The 16,913-nt window shown below is 58.5% G+C and carries 15 protein-coding genes; 6 read left to right on the top strand and 9 right to left on the bottom strand.

Annotation, left to right across the window (positions count from 1 at the left end; translation table 11 throughout):
• Positions 1-218: 218 nt before the first annotated feature.
• Entirely contained in the window at positions 219-1,883 is a 1,665-nt protein-coding gene (gene ettA, locus PSH86_RS26260; RefSeq protein ID WP_018601028.1) for an energy-dependent translational throttle protein EttA, read from the top strand.
• A 174-nt stretch (positions 1,884-2,057) separates the two neighbouring features.
• On the opposite strand, the gene lanM is transcribed toward ettA, so the two are convergent.
• The 6 genes from lanM to PSH86_RS26230 form a co-directional block, all read right to left on the bottom strand.
• Complete coding sequence (gene lanM / locus PSH86_RS26255) at positions 2,058-5,132, bottom strand: type 2 lanthipeptide synthetase LanM (protein ID WP_305485949.1); 3,075 nt, start codon at positions 5,130-5,132, stop codon at positions 2,058-2,060.
• Between the two features lie 84 nt (positions 5,133-5,216).
• On the bottom strand, positions 5,217-5,375 hold the full coding sequence (locus tag PSH86_RS26250; protein ID WP_162893868.1) for a hypothetical protein: 159 nt from the start codon (positions 5,373-5,375) through the stop codon (positions 5,217-5,219).
• Positions 5,376-5,908: 533 nt separating this feature from the next.
• On the bottom strand, positions 5,909-6,400 hold the full coding sequence (locus PSH86_RS26245; RefSeq protein WP_109756394.1) for a GreA/GreB family elongation factor: 492 nt from the start codon (positions 6,398-6,400) through the stop codon (positions 5,909-5,911).
• A gap of 70 nt (positions 6,401-6,470) precedes the next feature.
• Positions 6,471-6,827 carry a hypothetical protein gene (locus PSH86_RS26240; RefSeq protein ID WP_109756393.1) on the bottom strand — a complete coding sequence of 119 codons (357 nt, stop codon included), beginning with the start codon at positions 6,825-6,827 and terminating at the stop codon, positions 6,471-6,473.
• A 103-nt stretch (positions 6,828-6,930) separates the two neighbouring features.
• A complete protein-coding gene (locus tag PSH86_RS26235) occupies positions 6,931-8,784 on the bottom strand; it encodes a DUF4105 domain-containing protein (protein WP_305485944.1) in 1,854 nt (617 codons plus the stop codon).
• Positions 8,785-8,871: 87 nt separating this feature from the next.
• Entirely contained in the window at positions 8,872-9,360 is a 489-nt protein-coding gene (locus PSH86_RS26230) for a DUF3015 domain-containing protein (RefSeq protein ID WP_030140293.1), read from the bottom strand.
• Between the two features lie 282 nt (positions 9,361-9,642).
• Between PSH86_RS26230 and PSH86_RS26225 the strand changes: the two genes are divergently transcribed.
• From PSH86_RS26225 to PSH86_RS26210, 4 genes are all read left to right on the top strand, one after another.
• Entirely contained in the window at positions 9,643-12,081 is a 2,439-nt protein-coding gene (locus PSH86_RS26225) for a Lon protease family protein (RefSeq protein WP_109756391.1), read from the top strand.
• A 351-nt stretch (positions 12,082-12,432) separates the two neighbouring features.
• Positions 12,433-12,774 carry a hypothetical protein gene (locus PSH86_RS26220; protein ID WP_013694243.1) on the top strand — a complete coding sequence of 114 codons (342 nt, stop codon included), beginning with the start codon at positions 12,433-12,435 and terminating at the stop codon, positions 12,772-12,774.
• A 132-nt stretch (positions 12,775-12,906) separates the two neighbouring features.
• The gene (locus PSH86_RS26215) at positions 12,907-13,395 is read left to right on the top strand and encodes a TIGR00645 family protein (RefSeq protein ID WP_003205748.1); all 489 of its coding nucleotides are present in this window, start codon (positions 12,907-12,909) and stop codon (positions 13,393-13,395) included.
• A 202-nt stretch (positions 13,396-13,597) separates the two neighbouring features.
• Entirely contained in the window at positions 13,598-14,215 is a 618-nt protein-coding gene (locus PSH86_RS26210; protein ID WP_042731943.1) for an FKBP-type peptidyl-prolyl cis-trans isomerase, read from the top strand.
• Positions 14,216-14,347: 132 nt separating this feature from the next.
• Here the strand turns inward: PSH86_RS26210 and PSH86_RS26205 are convergent, their stop codons facing one another.
• The 3 genes from PSH86_RS26205 to PSH86_RS26195 form a co-directional block, all read right to left on the bottom strand.
• Positions 14,348-14,605 carry a hypothetical protein gene (locus PSH86_RS26205; protein WP_116833489.1) on the bottom strand — a complete coding sequence of 86 codons (258 nt, stop codon included), beginning with the start codon at positions 14,603-14,605 and terminating at the stop codon, positions 14,348-14,350.
• Positions 14,606-14,811: 206 nt separating this feature from the next.
• Entirely contained in the window at positions 14,812-15,153 is a 342-nt protein-coding gene (locus PSH86_RS26200) for a zinc ribbon domain-containing protein YjdM (protein WP_109756390.1), read from the bottom strand.
• Positions 15,154-15,378: 225 nt separating this feature from the next.
• Complete coding sequence (locus PSH86_RS26195) at positions 15,379-16,347, bottom strand: polyprenyl synthetase family protein (protein WP_109756389.1); 969 nt, start codon at positions 16,345-16,347, stop codon at positions 15,379-15,381.
• Between the two features lie 239 nt (positions 16,348-16,586).
• On the opposite strand from PSH86_RS26195, the gene rplU reads away from it, so the two are divergent.
• On the top strand, positions 16,587-16,901 hold the full coding sequence (gene rplU / locus PSH86_RS26190; RefSeq protein WP_003176051.1) for a 50S ribosomal protein L21: 315 nt from the start codon (positions 16,587-16,589) through the stop codon (positions 16,899-16,901).
• The last annotated feature ends 12 nt before the right edge of the window (positions 16,902-16,913 follow it).

The raw sequence follows: 16,913 nt of genomic DNA, 5'->3' as shown, positions 1-16,913 counted from the left end.
CCCGAAGGGCGGCTAGCATGCCTTGACTTGTGGCAAAGTGCCAGCCCCTGGCGGCTGGACCTTGACCGACGGTTGAGGTAGCTTTGCCGATCAAACAAGAGCGTTCCAGCTCCAGATTCCCAGGCTCTATCCGCCCGCAGGCATTGATGACCGTCAAGTGCCGGCGCCGCGCATGGCCTGGCTCGTTCTTTTCACCTGTCACTGACGCTAGGTTCACCATGGCTCAATACGTCTTCACCATGCATCGGCTGAGCAAAGTTGTTCCGCCGAAGCGGGAAATCCTGAAAAACATTTCACTGTCCTTCTTCCCCGGCGCCAAGATCGGCGTACTGGGCCTCAACGGCTCGGGTAAATCCACGCTGCTGAAAATCATGGCCGGCGTCGATAACGAATTCGATGGCGAAGCCCGGCCAATGCCGGACCTGAATATCGGCTACCTGCCGCAGGAACCTCAGCTGGACCCGAGCAAGACCGTTCGCGAAGTGGTCGAGGAAGCGGTCAGTGTGATCAAGGACGCCCAGGCGCGCCTCGACGAGGTCTATGCCGCCTACGCCGACCCGGATGCCGACTTCGACAAGCTGGCCGCCGAACAGGCCAAGCTCGAAGCGATCCTGCAGGCCAGCGACGGCCACAACCTGGACCGCCAGCTGGAAGTCGCCGCCGATGCGCTGCGCCTGCCGGCCTGGGACGCGAAGGTCGAGCACTTGTCCGGCGGTGAGAAGCGCCGCGTAGCCCTGTGCCGCCTGCTCCTGTCGGCTCCGGACATGCTGCTGCTCGACGAACCAACCAACCACCTGGACGCCGATTCCGTCGCCTGGCTCGAACACTTCCTGCACGACTTCCCAGGCACCGTGGTCGCGATCACGCACGACCGTTACTTCCTGGACAACGTCGCCGGCTGGATCCTGGAGCTCGACCGTGGTGCAGGCATTCCGTATGAGGGCAATTATTCGGGCTGGCTGGAAGCCAAGTCCGATCGTCTGGCCCAGGAATCCAAGCAGCAGTCGGCCCATGAAAAAGCCATGAAGGAAGAACTGGAATGGGTGCGCAAAGGCGCCAAGGCCCGTCAGTCCAAATCCAAGGCACGCCTGCAACGCTTCGAGGAAATGCAGTCCCAGGAATTCCAGAAGCGCAGCGAAACCAACGAGATCTATATCCCGGCCGGTCCGCGCCTGGGTGACAAGGTCATCGAGTTCAAGAACGTCACCAAGGGCTATGGCGATCGCGTACTGATCGACAACCTGTCGTTCTCCATGCCCAAAGGCGCCATCGTCGGTGTGATCGGTGGTAACGGTGCGGGTAAATCCACGCTGTTCCGCATGTTGATGGGCAAGGAAACCCCGGATTCGGGCAGCATCGAAATCGGTGAAACCGTGCAACTGGCCTGCGTCGACCAGAGCCGCGAAGACCTGGACGGCAGCAAGACCGTGTTCCAGCAGATCTCCGACGGCTCCGACCAGATCCGTATCGGCAACTATGAAATCCCGTCGCGCACTTATGTGGGCCGCTTCAACTTCAAGGGTGGCGACCAGCAGAAGTTCGTCAAGGACCTGTCCGGTGGTGAGCGTGGTCGCTTGCACCTGGCGCTGACCCTGAAGGAGGGCGGTAACGTCCTGCTGCTCGACGAACCGTCCAACGACCTCGACGTCGAAACCCTGCGTTCCCTGGAAGAAGCCCTGCTGGACTTCCCGGGCGCCGCCATTGTGATCTCCCACGATCGGTGGTTCCTCGACCGTGTGGCGACCCACATCCTGGCGTACGAAGACGACTCGCAGGCGGTGTTCTTCGAAGGCAACTACACCGAGTACGAAGCCGATCGCAAGAAGCGCCTCGGCGAAGCGGCTGCCCAGCCGCATCGCGTACGGCACAAGAAACTGGCCTGATTCGGTCAGTTGCATAAAAAACGGAGCCTTCGAAAGGCTCCGTTTTTTTATGGCCGCCGCAAATTCCCTGTGGGAGCGGGCTTGCTCGCGAAGGCGTCGGATCAGCAAGCATTGTGGTTGACTGACCCAGCGCTTTCGCGAGCAAGCCCGCTCCCACAAGGTATGTGGCTGTTTTTATCCCGTGGACTGCTTCGCAAAATCGAGCGAAAGAATATTCGGAAGGGTCGGATCCATCTCGTACAGCAAGGCATAGCCTGCACCGGTTATTCCAGTCAACAGACTGACATCGGGCACCCGATCGCTGTCGAGATAGGGCCCTTCGAAAAACTGCCGGGAGACATCCTCAAGTGCTTTTCTGACTCTGCTGATGCCCTCAGGATTATCCGAGTGTCGATACAGGTCATACAGGCAGAGCAGATTGCCAAAATCGCCATGACAAAGGTTGTAGCCATCGCCAAACCCGTGTTGCCAGAGATTGTTTTCGCACCGCTGTATATCGTCGAGCACTGTCTGCCGGGTCGCTTCGTCCAGGGCGTCCCCCATCGACTCCATGAGCTGTCGCCTGGCGATGAGGATACCGCCGTCGCCGTGGCACCATTTGGACGCATGGTCCAGCGGCCCGAGGTTGCGCAGGTCCAGCCAGAAACCATCCCGACTCAAGCGGTTTTCTCCCTCGAGCACCTGGACGGCCAGGGGCACCAGGGTCACGTCGCCGGTCACCTCATAGGCTTTGCACAATGCATGGATGACACCCGAGAGGCCGTGGGACAAGCCTGTCAAAATGACGGAGCGCTCATCACGTCGCAGAAGCTGGCCGTCTTCAATCAGGATTTGGCTCTTTATGTAGTCGACCATGCGTTGGATCGCCGGCCGCACATCCTCTTGCGCAGAGAGTGCATGGATATTGGCCAGCAGTGTCACAGCACCACAACAACCGCCCAGGAAGTCGAAATCATAGTCTTCAGGAGGCACTTCAATCAGTTGGGTCAGCAGGCCAGCAATTTTCTCATCATGCCTGGCGTCCCCAGTGATCTGGCGACGATTGATGAGCAGATAGAGGTAAGCCCCCAGTCCGTGATACGCGCTGACAGTCAAATCGGTTTTGAAAAAGCCGAAGCGTTGTTCCAGTGAGTCCAGGACCTGATCCATGCGTGACAGAAAGTGTGGTTTGCCGCTCACCTTGAACAGGCTCAGATAAAACAGGCCAATCCCGGCGATACCGGAGTACAGCCCGTGATCCATTGGCGACGGATATTTTCTCTGAGTCGTGGGGTGTGTATGGAAAGACAGCCAGCTTACATCCTCTACTGCGCCCACTATTGCGAGTTCCTCGAGGCGGGTGCTGATCCTCAGGATCGCGTCGAGGGGCTCCTTTTCAAGGTTCGCCAGGGGCTGCTCGATACGCGATGGAAGATGTCCATTCTGTTCTGGGAACAAACAGATTTCGAGCAAGGTGCGTTGCAAGGCCCAGTCTTTGCGAGACAGGTTGGCTATTTTCTGTAGGCAGCTTTCTAGCGGGGGCTCCACGGCTGCCATCGGTATTGTTTCACCCTGTGCGCTCGTAAAATAGTTGGCGTTCAGCGGCATGGTAAAGCACGGAATGCTGGACCTTTGCAGGTCGGCTATTTCATAGCGGGGAATGCCCTTTTTCCGATAGGGTTCTTTCAAATCTTTCCACAAGGTCGCGAGCAGAAGTTCTCTGTCGAGCATGTTTTGCATGAAGCGTGGGTGGCGGATCAGCCCGATGAAATCAGCGTAGCGCTGAGAGTTTTTCAGCAACACCCGGGTCGACAGTTCGCCTGCGGCTTGTTCAAGCCTTTGCATGATCGCGTGCCGATGAACCATGAGTCTGCCATAGGCATATTCAAAGCCTTGGAGAAGCTCTGCTTTATAAGCTTCGGGCCCCTTGCGCTCACCCTGCAAAAGAGGCAGGTGTTTTTGCATCAGGTGGTGTTCGAATTCAACTTTACGCAGATGGTAAAAGCCACTGTCGAAAATCAGGGAATTGCGGGTCGAGATGAATAGAGCTTGCCGGGTCAGACCGCTTTGGTCGTTTCTGGACTGTTGTGAAAAGGGTACGAAGCCGCTGGAACATATCGACCGCTGGACCAATTTAAAGCTATTGGACAGTGCGCAGCCAGCGGGGAGGTCAGTGAGCAGGTCGCTGGTGGAAGCCGTGAACAAACACTCGAGGTCAATCATGACCGGACTGTTGCCGCACGCGATAATGTTTTCGTAGTGAAAGTCGATCCCATTCAACGCATGGATGATGGCTATTTGTGCCCCCATTTTTTCATAGAACAGTCCAACCTCCGCTTCGCTGTCACAAGGCAGGTTGTCGATTTTCTCTACCCAGCTATGTCGCTCGCGGCTGAGGATCCTTGGGGTGTGGATGGAAAAACAATCCGCACCTGTCCACTCATGCAATTGTCCAAGAAGACGATAGAAAAAAATCGCCTCCCGGTTTGCTCTTGGCTTGTAGACCAATGAAGTCGTGCTGATTTTGACTTGGCAAACCGTTTCGCCGCGACCATGGGGGTCACCCAGGCCAAGCTCGATAGCCTCGATTTTCCGGGATGGGATCGAAAATTCCCGCTCCAGCGCTTCCGCATCGTCGGCGAAGTTGTGAATGACTGCATAAAGGTAATGGAGGGTGTCTTCCAGCAGGTCAAACAGCAGTGTCGCCAGCACTGGGTAGGATTCGAAGAATTTCAGCAGCGGCAATGTGTGCAGATGCTCATTGAATCCGTTCAGGTCAATGTCATCACCGTTCGCAATTCGTGTATTCAAATAATGGACCAGGCTTTGTTCTGCCGTGCGTCCAACCCGGGCCAGGACATAGCGTTCAAGGCTTGCAAACAAAGCGGGTTCATCAATGTGCGTTGACGCATTCAAATAGCGCTCATCGGCCTTGAAGGTGTCGACGAAATAAAGAAAAAAACGATAGCTGAACCAATAAAAATTATCCGTGCCGCCTGAGCTTTCTTTTTCAATGCTAATGCTATCGAGGCGGGCAAGTTTATCCTTGAGGGTGTTCAAGGCGGTTTCGCCATCGGCGGGCAAGCACTGCTGGTTGATAGGTTCCTTGATATAAGAGACCAGTTGTTCCCTGTTCAACCCAAAGTGATTCAGCAAGGTTTGGTCGTCAGCATGCAGACGGGTCAGGTTGTTTTCAAAAAGGGCGATGTCGCCTTCGGAAGAACCTCTGTGCTTCCCTCGCTGATCCAACTTCAAAGCGTTAACAAGCATGCCGTAGCTCCTGGCATGGATAGAGCAGGCGATGCCTGCTCTATGTTTATAAGTGTTGCCTGTGTGATGATTGGTTAACTGGGGTTAACACATGATTGTCGAGCATTCGAGGTTGGTGCACGTTCCAAAAGTATTGCATTCCATCGTGGTTGCCAGCATTCCCCCAATGTTGTTGGCGGGCGCTTGGTAAGCGTCGAATTCGAGATGGAAGTCGCCGGACATGTTCAGGATTTTTTCGCTCATGGTATTTCCTCATCAATTATTAAACATCACGTACAGTAATCTGCGGTCAATCGGAGCCGATCAGTGCGCCCGAACTGTAGGATGTGAAATGAAGTTTTTTATGAATGGGATTAGGGATGTTAAAAGTCGTGTTGCATGGACGACTTTGAAAGGGTGGGATTTAGCACAAAAGAGCGGTGCACCCTATGGTGCCGCACTCGACAATGGTCCGCGCTGCTGACTCAATGCCAAGACTGTTAACTTGTCGGTAGGACATGAAGTCACCGTCGAAGTCACCTGACATTGCCAGTATTTGTTCGCTCATTATGTTTCTCCTCTTTTGTTGTTATGCACCTGTTGGGGTGCGGGAAAAACAGTAGCATGCTCCTGATTTGACACCAACTTGTCGTTATGACCTTATGTTGCGGTTACATGTTGCTACAGGCATGTAACCTACTGTCATCACCTTCTAGTGATAGAGCTTTTAGAACGCCGATCCTGTTGGTGATGAGAGTGGTTTGCAATGTTTTATCGGTGCACTTAATGACAGTCGCTTAATCAAGCTCTATCGCAATGATTTCAATGGCGAGATTCCCCACCGGTCGCTCCCAGATCACCTCATCCCCGACCTTCGCTCCCAGTAACGCTCGCCCCAGCGGCGAGCCCCAGTTGATCAGTCCGCTGGCCGCATCGGCCTGGTCTTCACCGACCAGTTGCACCCGCTGTTCATGATCATGCTCGTCGACGAAGGTCACCCAATGTCCGATCCGCACCTGATCCATTGATGTCGGTACAACGACCTGCGCACTCTGCAAACGCTGGTTGAAGTAGCGCAGGTCGCGTTCAATGTCGGCGATGCGTTGTTTGTCTGCTTGATCGCCTTTGGCCGCGTGTTGGCCATGTAGCGCTTGTAACTGGGCGACGCGGGCCTGCAACTGGGCAAGTCCCGAAGGGGTCACGTAGTTGGGTTGCGCACTGACCTGGCGTTCGACCGGCTGGTCGGCCTGGGCTGCGGCGTTGTCTTCGTTGACGAAAGCGCGACTCATGGTGTTCTCCTCTATTGGAGTTTGGGCCATGGTCGCAGGGTTTTGGTTTCGATGAATGTCTGTACGCGACTCACTGCGAGCGATAAGCCCGGGCGGCGTCTTGGTCTTTCTGTTGCTGCCAGGCCCGTTCACGTTCGTCCCAATGGCGTTCGCGATAGGCATTACGCTCTTCGCTCTCGCGCATGGCCTGGCACTGACGGAAACCATCGCTCCAGCCTTCGGCGTAGCGCGGGTCCTTGAGGTAGCGCGGTACGTCTTTCCTGAACTGGCCGGTGATCACACCCGCCGCTTGCCGGCCACTGCTGCAACCATCGTCGTAGCCGTCGGCGAACGCAGGTGGATAACCCCGGGCGATCAAGTCTTCGTGGGTGGTTTCACAGCCACCGAGCAACATCAACATACCCAGGACCACTGCCACACGCTTCATTCCGCTTTTCCGCCGATTCCCGCTCATACAAGAAGTCTAGGAGTGAATTCGTCAGAAAGGCGTGAAAGGCCGGTGATTAATCCGTTCGTTGCACGCGCCGTTGTCAGTAGTGGTACCACTTCACCTCAAGCATCACCTCGTTCTCCGGCGAGGCCAACTGGCTGAATTCCCGCTGGGCGCTCAGGCGCAGGCCGAGGTTGCGGGACAATTCCCACTGCTGATTCAGGCTCAGGCTACGGCGCACTTCGCCGTTGACGAAATAATCGCCCTTGGCTTCCAGGCTCAGGTTGCCCATGGGATTTTTCCACAGCACACCGCTGTTGAAGCCGGCGGCCGGGGCGATGAATTGGGCGAAGTCATTGTTGTGCTCGACTCGCACCGTGCCCAGGGCAAAGCCCAGCACATCTTCACCCAGCGCCCAGGTGCCGCCCGCGCCGCCATTGACGTGACTGACCAGGGTTTCATCGTCGTGTTTGCCCGGTACCCGCTCCAGGCCGCCGGTGACCTGCCAGGACAGTGGTTGCAGCAACTCATTGCGCGGCGTCAGCGAGCGAATGGTTGCCAGGTCGAGTTGCTGCACCTGCCAATCATTGCCTTCGTACTGGCGCAGTTTCAATTGCAGGATCTCGATCTGCGCGCCCAAGGGGAAACTCTCGGCGTTGTCATTGAGGTCGTGGTAGGCCATGCGCAAGCCATATTCGCCGAACGCCCGGTCGCCCCGCGTGCCGAGGCCGGCCTGCCAGGTGCGTGATTCATGACCGTCCTCGGGCAGGCCCGGTTGCGGGATTTCGAGTTCTGGCGCGGGGTTCTGGTTGATCGCCCGTAACAGTTCGAAGCTGCGCTGGGCGCGTTGCGGATCGCGTTCCTGGCCATTGGCGCGATAGCGTTCCAGGCGATAGGCCGCATCGATGATCAGCGCCTGGCGTTCGCGCGCCAGCGCTTTGAATCCAGGCGTTTGCAGTTGTTGCTGGTCGGCGCTGACTTTCAGTACCCATTGCTGCTCATCGTCGCTGAGCGGCTCGGCGCGGCTGAGCAGTTCCCGTTCCCGGGACGGTCGATACTGGATGCTTTCCACCAACCCGGCTTCTTTCACTGCCTTGACGGTGTCGGTGGGAATCGCCGTCAGTGGGAATTGTTCGGTCAGGCGCAGGCTGGGACGGGCCACTTGCAGCAGCTCGAGCAGGCGATAAGAGCAGTTTTCGTCGAAGAAGAAATAGTCGAACTGGATCTGCTTGAGTTCCCAGACGTGCTCGACCATGCGCTCGGTTTCTGCCTGGCTCAGGTTCAGGCGGTATTCCCACAGGTCGCGGTTTTCCAGGCTACGGTACTCGGAGAGCTTTTCTTGGTATGGCACCAGGGCGAACAGGCCGGGATAGCCCCCCATCAGGCCTTTCCAGGCGTAAAGGATGCTGTTGTCCGAACCTTCGATGTAGGCGCCGAAATTGATCGCATAGCTGAGCAGGGCGGTCTTGTCGCTTTGCACGTCGGCCTGGTCGATGCGCAGCAGGGTATGGCCGAACATCGAGGACGGGCTGTTCAGGTAGGCGGCGGGAAAGATCATCACCGCGCTGTGGGGCGACACGTCCTTGAACCACTGGTTGAATTCGCTGCAATCGACGGTCGGCAGGTCGGTCAGGTTGAGCTGCGCCTTGAGCCAGCGCGTTCGCGCCGGGTACACGCACTGGGCATGCTGCTGGCCGGCGCTGGCAGGGCCATAGAGGGCTCGCAGCGTGGCGGTCAGTTCTCGGTCAGGATGTTGATTGCCGTCGGGGGCGAGGAAGAATTTTTTGTCGCTGATATAGCTGCGCCAGCCACCCAGTTTGGCGGTTTCGTAGTGGCCCAGGGAAATCCAGAAGCGGTCATTGGCCAGTTGCTGCAAACGTTGAGGATCGACATGAGGCGCGGCGGACAGCGGGGCGCACACACAGAGCGCCAGCCAGGCAAGGCGTTTGAGCATAGTCGGCTACTTGGAAAGTCGAAAAAAAAGACCGAAGGGGCCCCAAAAAGAAAACCCGCTCCCCGAGAGGAGCGAGTGCTGTCGAGCTTAAGCTTGAGTGGCGTACTTGGCCAGGCGAGGATCGTTTTTCAACACGGCCAGGGTATTGGTATGCACATCTTCGGCGGTCACGTCAGCCTTGCTGAAGATCTGCTGGAAGTGCTCGTGGGTGACGGCGGAGAAGTGCGCGCGGTCTTCCGGGGCTACGCCCAGTACCACGGCGTAGGTGGTCAGCGCTTCGCCCTGACCCTTGGCCATGTCCTCGGACAGCTCGTTCATCATGCCATTCATGGCCAGCCAGGACTTGCCACCGTAGGTCAGTGCCGCGTTGGTCGAGCAACCGTTGGTGCCGGATGTCATGCCGAAGGTAGCGTTACCGGAAGTGCCGTTGGTGGTGGATGCCAGGAAGTGAGCCGGGGTGCCACGCTGACCTTCGAACAGCATGTTGCCCCAGCCGCAATCCGGGCCGCCCGGCGCCTGAGCCATGGCGTTGATGGATACAGCGGTGAAGAGAGTACCGAGAAGAATCCGTTTCATAGCTATGTTCTCTTTATGTGCATACCGATGGACAGGGTCTGGCACCTCGTTCCTGTTGGGCTAGGCGCCAGTGGGCCGGTTATTGTTCCAGCCGCGCAATTTGGAGTTTAGGCACGATCCCAGGGTTCCGTGACATTTTGCAAAAACATTACGGGCGATCGCCTCTACGGGCCTGCCCGAGGTTTTCCCGTTGACTATGCTTTGGCAGAGACGCTCCTTGCCAGTCAGGTACAGGCGGCGCCAGAATGCCGCTATCTGCCCCGCCTGATGTAAGGAAGCCCGATGCCTGATCCTGTTGCTGCCAGCTTGCGTCTAGCGCCCGAAGCGCTGACCCGTCCGTTTTCCGCTGAACAGTTCAGCTTCTCTACCACCAATGATCTGGAGCCCTTCCGCGGTGTGCTTGGCCAGGAACGTGCGGTCGAAGCCTTGCAGTTCGGCGTGGCCATGCCGCGCCCCGGTTACAACGTATTCGTCATGGGCGAGCCCGGCACTGGCCGGTTCTCGTTCGTCAAACGCTACCTCAAGGCCGAAGGCAAGCGCCTGCAGACCCCGGCGGACTGGGTCTACGTCAACAACTTCGATGAGCCCCGCGAACCCCGTGCCCTGGAACTGCCATCGGGCACGGCCGGGGCTTTCATCGCCGACATCAACGGCCTGATCGACAACCTGCTGGCGACTTTCCCGGCGGTGTTCGAACACCCGTCCTACCAGCAGAAAAAAAGCGCCATCGACCGCGCCTTCAACCAGCGCTACGACCGTGCCCTGGATGTGATCGAGCGCCTGGCGCTGGAGAAAGATGTCGCGCTGTATCGTGACAGCAGCAACATCGCTTTCACGCCGATGAGTGAAGGCAAGGCCCTGGACGAGGCGGAATTCGCCCAGTTGCCGGAAGCCGAGCGCGAGCGTTTCCATGAGGACATCTCGGGCCTGGAAGAGCGCTTGAACGAAGAGCTCGCCAGCCTGCCGCAGTGGAAGCGCGAGTCCAGTAATCAACTGCGCCAGCTCAACGAAGAAACCATCACTCTGGCCCTGCAACCGTTGCTGGCACCGTTGTCGGAGAAGTACGCCGAGAACGCTGCGGTCTGCGGTTATTTGCAGGCCATGCAGGTCTATCTGCTCAAGACCGTGGTCGAGCAATTGGTGGACGACAGCAAGACCGACGCCATCGCCCGCAAGCTGCTGGAGGAGCAATACGCCCCGAGCCTGGTGGTGGGGCATCCGTCCAGCGGTGGCGCGCCGGTGGTGTTCGAGCCGCACCCGACCTACGACAACCTGTTCGGCCGGATTGAATACAGCACCGACCAGGGCGCGCTCTACACCACCTATCGGCAGCTGCGTCCGGGTGCCTTGCACCGGGCCAATGGCGGTTTCCTGATTCTCGAAGCGGAAAAAATGCTCGGCGAGCCGTTCGTATGGGATGCGCTCAAGCGCGCCCTGCAATCGCGCAAGCTGAAGATGGAATCGCCGCTGGGCGAGCTGGGACGGCTGGCGACGGTCACCCTTACACCGCAACACATCCCGTTGCAGGTCAAGGTCGTGATCATCGGCGCCCGTCAGCTGTATTACGCCTTGCAGGACCTGGATCCGGACTTCCAGGAAATGTTTCGCGTGCTGGTGGATTTCGACGAAGACATCCCGATGGGCGACGAGAGCCTGGAGCAGTTCGCCCAGTTGCTCAAGACCCGCACTTCGGAAGAGGGCATGGCGCCGCTGACCGCCGACGCGGTGGCGCGCCTGGCGACCTACAGCGCGCGGCTGGCCGAACACCAGGGGCGCTTGTCGGCGCGTATCGGCGATCTGTTCCAACTGGTCAGCGAGGCGGATTTCATTCGCCAACTGGCCGGTGACGAGATGACCGACGCCGGCCACATCGAGCGGGCCCTCAAGGCCAAGGCTACCCGTACCGGGCGCGTCTCGGCACGGATCCTCGACGATATGCTGGCCGGGATCATCCTGATCGACACCGACGGCGCGGCGGTGGGCAAGTGCAACGGGCTGACGGTGCTTGAGGTCGGCGACTCGGCGTTTGGTGTGCCGGCGCGAATTTCCGCCACGGTGTACCCGGGCGGCAGCGGCATCGTCGATATCGAACGGGAGGTCAACCTCGGCCAGCCGATCCACTCCAAGGGCGTGATGATCCTCACCGGCTACCTGGGTAGCCGTTATGCCCAGGAGTTCCCGTTGGCGATCTCGGCCAGCATCGCCCTTGAGCAATCCTACGGTTACGTGGACGGCGACAGTGCGTCCCTGGGCGAGGCTTGCACGCTGATCTCGGCTCTGTCGAAAACGCCGTTGAAGCAGTGCTTCGCCATCACCGGCTCGATCAACCAGTTCGGTGAAGTGCAGGCGGTGGGCGGGGTCAACGAGAAGATCGAAGGCTTCTTCCGCCTCTGCGAAGCCCGTGGGCTGACCGGTGAGCAGGGGGCGATCATTCCCCAGGCCAACGTCGCCACCCTGATGCTCGACGAGAAAGTCCTGGCTGCCGTGCGCGCCGGTCAATTCCATGTTTATGCAGTGCGTCAGGCCGACGAAGCCCTGAGCCTGCTGGTGGGTGAGCCTGCCGGCGAGCCGGATGAAAACGGCGAGTTCCCGGAGGGCAGCGTCAACGCCCGGGTGGTGGAACGGCTGCGGGTGATCGCGGAGATGATCAGCGAAGACGACATCAAGGAAGCGGAAAAGGAACTGGCGCAGCAAGCCTTGGCGGAGGCCAAGCCGGCTTGATGTTTTCCTGACCGCCGCAAGCCCCTGTGGGAGAACAGCCTGTGGGAGCAAAGCTTGCTCGCGATAACGTTTGTCCAGTCAACAGAAATGTTGCATATGACAACCCCATCGCGAGCAAGCTTTGCTCCCACAGGCTTGCTCTCACAATCAATATTTTGTGGATTATTACTGAAAGGTGCCACCACTTTGGCGTCAATATTCACACTGTGACCGCTCGGCGCATTCTGGTCTCGAAACCCCTTGCGGTCGGAACTTTTCTTCTATCCTCTGCTCAAGGATAACGAGAGTCATCATCGGATCGAAACAGCCTCTTCCCGAGACTGAATACCGGATCTACCGAGGGGCGCCGCCATGTCGCGCAACCTTTGCCTCACTCGTCAATGCCTGGGCCTTGTCACCCGTATCGAATGCGCCATCCGTCCCCTGGCGGGAGATACCGGGATGTGGACCTTGCTCTTCGCCGCCGGAATGGCCGGTGAACAACCTTCCGCCATCAAGGCCCAGGGGCCATTCCCCGGCCCGACTGCCGCCGAATCCATCCTCGATACCATTGTGCAGAGCCTGACATTGCACGGCTATGAGCTGGCCGACGACCCGCAGATCTGGTCCCTGCACATGCAAGCCCAACTGCGTGAAATCAATGGAGGCCGTTGTCGCAACGTGGGTGGCTTCGAGTTTCGCCCGCTGCACTGAAGGCCAACACCGCGCGGACACTGGCAGTAAAGTTTTGACACAAGGGCAGGGACCACGGAGGGCCCCGGCATTTGTGGGGCCAGTCGTGGCTGATATACTCGCCGCGATTTTTCAGCCCTGGTGTGAGACTCAATGGAACGCTTTATCGAAAACGCAATGTATGCCTCCCGTTGGCTGCTGGCGCCAATCTATTTCGGGCTGTCCCTGGGCTTGCTGGCCCTGGCGCTGAAATTCTTCCAGGAAGTCTTTCACGTCATCCCCAACGTGTTCTCCATGGCCGAGTCCGACCTGATCCTGGTGCTGCTGTCGCTGATCGACATGGCGCTGGTGGGCGGCCTGCTGGTGATGGTGATGATTTCCGGCTACGAGAACTTCGTCTCGCAACTGGACATCGGTGACGACAAGGAAAAACTCAACTGGCTCGGCACCATGGACTCTTCATCGCTGAAGATGAAGGTTGCTGCCTCGATCGTGGCCATTTCCTCCATCCACCTGTTGCGCATTTTCATGGATGCCAAGAACGTCGATCCCGAACACTTGATGTGGTACGTGATCATCCACATGACCTTCGTGGTCTCGGCATTTGCCATGGGTTACCTGGATAAACTGACCAAGCACTGAGGTCGTTTTATCGCCCAGGCGCGACGCCCGCCTGCTGAGAAGCAGGTGGGCGTTGTCGTTTCTGGCGGCGGCCCTTGATGCGGGGCTCGTCACCCGCCCCGGCATCTGTGCTAGTCTGCTCGCCCTTTTGGTTCCGGGCGCTCCTGGAGGCGCTGTGGTACACACGGCAACTCTGGAGCCGTCCGCACAGCGGAGCAGCATCATGTCCGAAGTTAACCTGTCCACCGACGAAACCCGCGTCAGCTACGGCATTGGCCGCCAGTTGGGCGACCAACTGCGCGACAACCCGCCACCGGGCGTGAGCCTGGACGCGATCCTGGCCGGCCTGACCGACGCGTTCGCCGGCAAGCCAAGCCGCGTGGGCCAGGAAGAGATGTCCGCCAGCTTCAAGGTCATTCGTGAAATCATGCAGGCCGAAGCCGCTGCCAAGGCTGAAGCCGCTGCTGGCGAAGGCCGTGCATTCCTGGCCGAAAACGCCAAGCGTGAAGGCATCACCACCCTGGCTTCCGGCCTGCAATTCGAAGTGCTGACTCAGGGTGAAGGCGCCAAGCCGACCCGTGAAGACCAGGTGCGTACCCATTACCACGGCACCCTGATCGACGGCACCGTGTTCGACAGCTCCTATGATCGTGGCCAGCCAGCCGAATTCCCGGTAGGCGGCGTGATCCCAGGCTGGACCGAAGCACTGCAACTGATGAACGCCGGCAGCAAATGGCGCCTGTACGTGCCGAGCGAACTGGCTTACGGCGCTCAAGGCGTTGGCAGCATTCCGCCGCACAGCGTACTGGTGTTTGACGTCGAGCTGTTGGACGTTCTGTAAGACCCTGCCTGGTTTAGCGTCGGGCAAATAGGTGGGAGCGGGCTCGCTCGCGAATGCGGACTGTCAGTCGACATTATCGTTAACTGACACACCGCTTTCGCGAGCAAGCCCGCTCCCACATGACTTCTGCGTTCATCCGTGGAACCTGGCATTGAAATCGCCAGTCGGGCGCAACGCCCGGGCATAGCAGAACAGAAACAGATTGCGCACCAGCTCCTTGAGCACCAACGGTTCGCTGGAATTGAGGCTGTTGAGGTCCAGGTCTCCTTGGTCCTGCAGCTCGTTCAGGGCTTCTTCTTCAAGCACTGCACAGACTTCCCCGGTTTCCCGATGCAGGATCCTGAGGTAGGGATGTGGGCGGTCCAGCCAGGCATCGATCAAATAAGTCATGGTTCTCATCTCCTTGATGGGGTTCGATGAGAATAATTCTTATTCGCTAAATAGCAAGCCTCTATTGGTGTTCCGATTGTTTTTCTGGTGATGGGTTGTGGCCGCTCAAGACGGCTGGCACCTGGCCGGCGCCCGAGAAATGGGGCTGGAGCGGGGAGGGTGGGGCACCATCCCGCACACGGGGTGCGGGATGGAATACAGCAAGATCAGACTTTTCTGACGAACTCGGATTTGAGTTTCATCGGGCCGATGCCGTCGATCTTGCAGTCGATGTCGTGGTCGCCATCGCACAGGCGGATGTTCTTGACCTTGGTGCCGACCTTGACTACCAGCGAAGTGCCCTTGACCTTGAGGTCCTTGATCACGGTGATGGTGTCGCCGTCCTGCAGGACATTGCCGACCGAATCTTTCTTCACGGTGTCGTCGGATACCGCTTCAGCTTCGCCGCTGGCGGACCATTCGTGGGCACACTCCGGGCAGACCAGTTGGGTACCGTCTTCGTAGGTGTATTCGGAATTGCATTTCGGGCAGGGAGGCAACGTGCTCACTAAGGTTCCTTGGGTATCAGGAGGACAAAAGGGCGCACATTATATAGGGATTTGTGGCGAAAGAGGGACGGTGCTGCGTTCGGAGATCCTGTGGCGAGGGAATTTGTGGGAGCAAGGCTTGCCCGCGATGGCGACGATGCGGTCCTTCAGAAACCGAGTCGCCGGTTTCGCGGGCAAGCCTTGCTCCCACACAAGCCTTGCTCCCACAAAAAAATCCCTTGTGTATCAGTGGGTACGGGCGACCGCGAACTCGCTCAGTTCCACCAGGGCATCGCGGTATTCGCTGGCCGGCAGGGCGTCGAGGCATTTGATCGCGCGGGCGACGTAGTCCCGGGCCAGTTTCGCGGTGTAGTCCAGCGAGCCAGACGCTTCGACCGCGGCACGGATGCTCTCCAGGTCTTCGATCCCGCCTTTCTGGATTGCCTGGCGGACCAGGGCCGCCTGTTCTGGCGTGCCTTCACGCATGGTGTAGATCAGTGGCAGGGTCGGCTTGCCTTCGGCCAGATCGTCACCGACGTTCTTGCCCAGGGTTTCGGCGTCGCCTTTGTAGTCCAGCAGGTCGTCCACCAATTGGAAAGCCACGCCCAGGTGATCGCCAAAGGTGCGCAGCGCCTCGCTCTGCTCGGCGCTGGCGCCGGCCAGGGCCGCGGCGCTGTGGGTCGAGGCTTCGAAGAGCATGGCGGTCTTGCCGCGGATGACTTCCATGTAGGTTTCTTCCGTGGTGCTGGCGTCACGCACCTTGGACAGTTGCAGCACCTCGCCTTCGGCGATGATGCGCGTGGCCTGGGACAGGATCTTCATCACCGGCATCGAGCCCAGTTCGACCATCATTTCGAACGAGCGCGAATACAGGAAGTCGCCCACCAGCACGCTCGGGGCATTGCCCCACATGGCGTTGGCGGTCGAACGGCCACGGCGCATGCCGGACATGTCGACCACATCGTCGTGCAGCAGGGTCGCGGTGTGCAGGAATTCGATGGTGGCGGCCAACAGGCGCATGTCATCGCCTTCGCGACCCAGGGCCTTGCCACACAGCAGCACCAACAAAGGACGCAGGCGCTTGCCACCGGCTGAGGTGATGTAGTCGCCGATTTTCGATACCAGAGGCACTCGGGAAGTCAGCTGCTTCTTGATGATGCCGTCGACGGCGCTAAAATCGTCCGCCACCGCGCGGTAGAAAGCTTGGGGTTGCATCAGCGACAGGTGCTCCAGAAGGGTTGCGCGGCATGCTAGGACCCACGTCCGCAGGTGTCAAGGCGCGATGGACGGCTACTTGCAAGGCTGTCTTGGCTTGCGTACAATCGCGCACCCTGAACTTCCTGGGCAGCACCTGCCTTACGCAATTGCATCCGGGCCTTCCAGCCCATGCAGCCATGCCAGCCAATACCTCTTCTTATAAAGCGCTGGGTGAGCAGGATTATCGGAGAAATACCATGTCGTACGCAGTAATTGTTACTGGTGGCAAGCAATACAAGGTCGCCCCAGGTGAATACCTGAAGATCGAAAAACTGGAAATCGCTACCGGCGAATCCGTGACTTTTGATCGCGTTCTGTTGGTCGCCAATGGCGATGACGTGAATATCGGCGCTCCAGTCGTTGCTGGCGCTACCGTTGTGGCTGAAGTGATCTCCCAAGGTCGTCACGATAAAGTCCGCATCATCAAGTTCCGTCGCCGTAAGCACCACATGAAGCGTATGGGCCACCGCCAGTGGTACACCGAGATCAAAATCACCGGTATTCAGGCTTAATTTCAGCCTAAT

This window comes from Pseudomonas sp. FP2300, from assembly GCF_030687595.1.
GTDB lineage: Bacteria > Pseudomonadota > Gammaproteobacteria > Pseudomonadales > Pseudomonadaceae > Aquipseudomonas > Aquipseudomonas bijieensis.
The sequence above is the reverse complement of the archived record's forward strand: the minus strand, read 5'-3'. Positions and strand labels throughout refer to the sequence as shown.

Excerpts from the sequence above, each read along its gene's own strand:
- PSH86_RS26245 (WP_109756394.1), bottom strand. The coding sequence starts at position 6,400 with ATGAGTCGCGCTTTCGTCAACGAAGACAACGCCGCAGCCCAGGCCGAC.
- PSH86_RS26220 (WP_013694243.1), top strand. The coding sequence starts at position 12,433 with ATGTCGCGCAACCTTTGCCTCACTCGTCAATGCCTGGGCCTTGTCACC.
- PSH86_RS26240 (WP_109756393.1), bottom strand. The coding sequence starts at position 6,827 with ATGAAGCGTGTGGCAGTGGTCCTGGGTATGTTGATGTTGCTCGGTGGC.
- PSH86_RS26195 (WP_109756389.1), bottom strand. The coding sequence starts at position 16,347 with ATGCAACCCCAAGCTTTCTACCGCGCGGTGGCGGACGATTTTAGCGCC.
- PSH86_RS26235 (WP_305485944.1), bottom strand. The coding sequence starts at position 8,784 with ATGCTCAAACGCCTTGCCTGGCTGGCGCTCTGTGTGTGCGCCCCGCTG.
- lanM (WP_305485949.1), bottom strand. The coding sequence starts at position 5,132 with ATGCTTGTTAACGCTTTGAAGTTGGATCAGCGAGGGAAGCACAGAGGT.
- PSH86_RS26250 (WP_162893868.1), bottom strand. The coding sequence starts at position 5,375 with ATGAGCGAAAAAATCCTGAACATGTCCGGCGACTTCCATCTCGAATTC.
- ettA (WP_018601028.1), top strand. The coding sequence starts at position 219 with ATGGCTCAATACGTCTTCACCATGCATCGGCTGAGCAAAGTTGTTCCG.
- PSH86_RS26210 (WP_042731943.1), top strand. The coding sequence starts at position 13,598 with ATGTCCGAAGTTAACCTGTCCACCGACGAAACCCGCGTCAGCTACGGC.
- rplU (WP_003176051.1), top strand. The coding sequence starts at position 16,587 with ATGTCGTACGCAGTAATTGTTACTGGTGGCAAGCAATACAAGGTCGCC.
- PSH86_RS26205 (WP_116833489.1), bottom strand. The coding sequence starts at position 14,605 with ATGACTTATTTGATCGATGCCTGGCTGGACCGCCCACATCCCTACCTC.
- PSH86_RS26230 (WP_030140293.1), bottom strand. The coding sequence starts at position 9,360 with ATGAAACGGATTCTTCTCGGTACTCTCTTCACCGCTGTATCCATCAAC.
- PSH86_RS26215 (WP_003205748.1), top strand. The coding sequence starts at position 12,907 with ATGGAACGCTTTATCGAAAACGCAATGTATGCCTCCCGTTGGCTGCTG.
- PSH86_RS26225 (WP_109756391.1), top strand. The coding sequence starts at position 9,643 with ATGCCTGATCCTGTTGCTGCCAGCTTGCGTCTAGCGCCCGAAGCGCTG.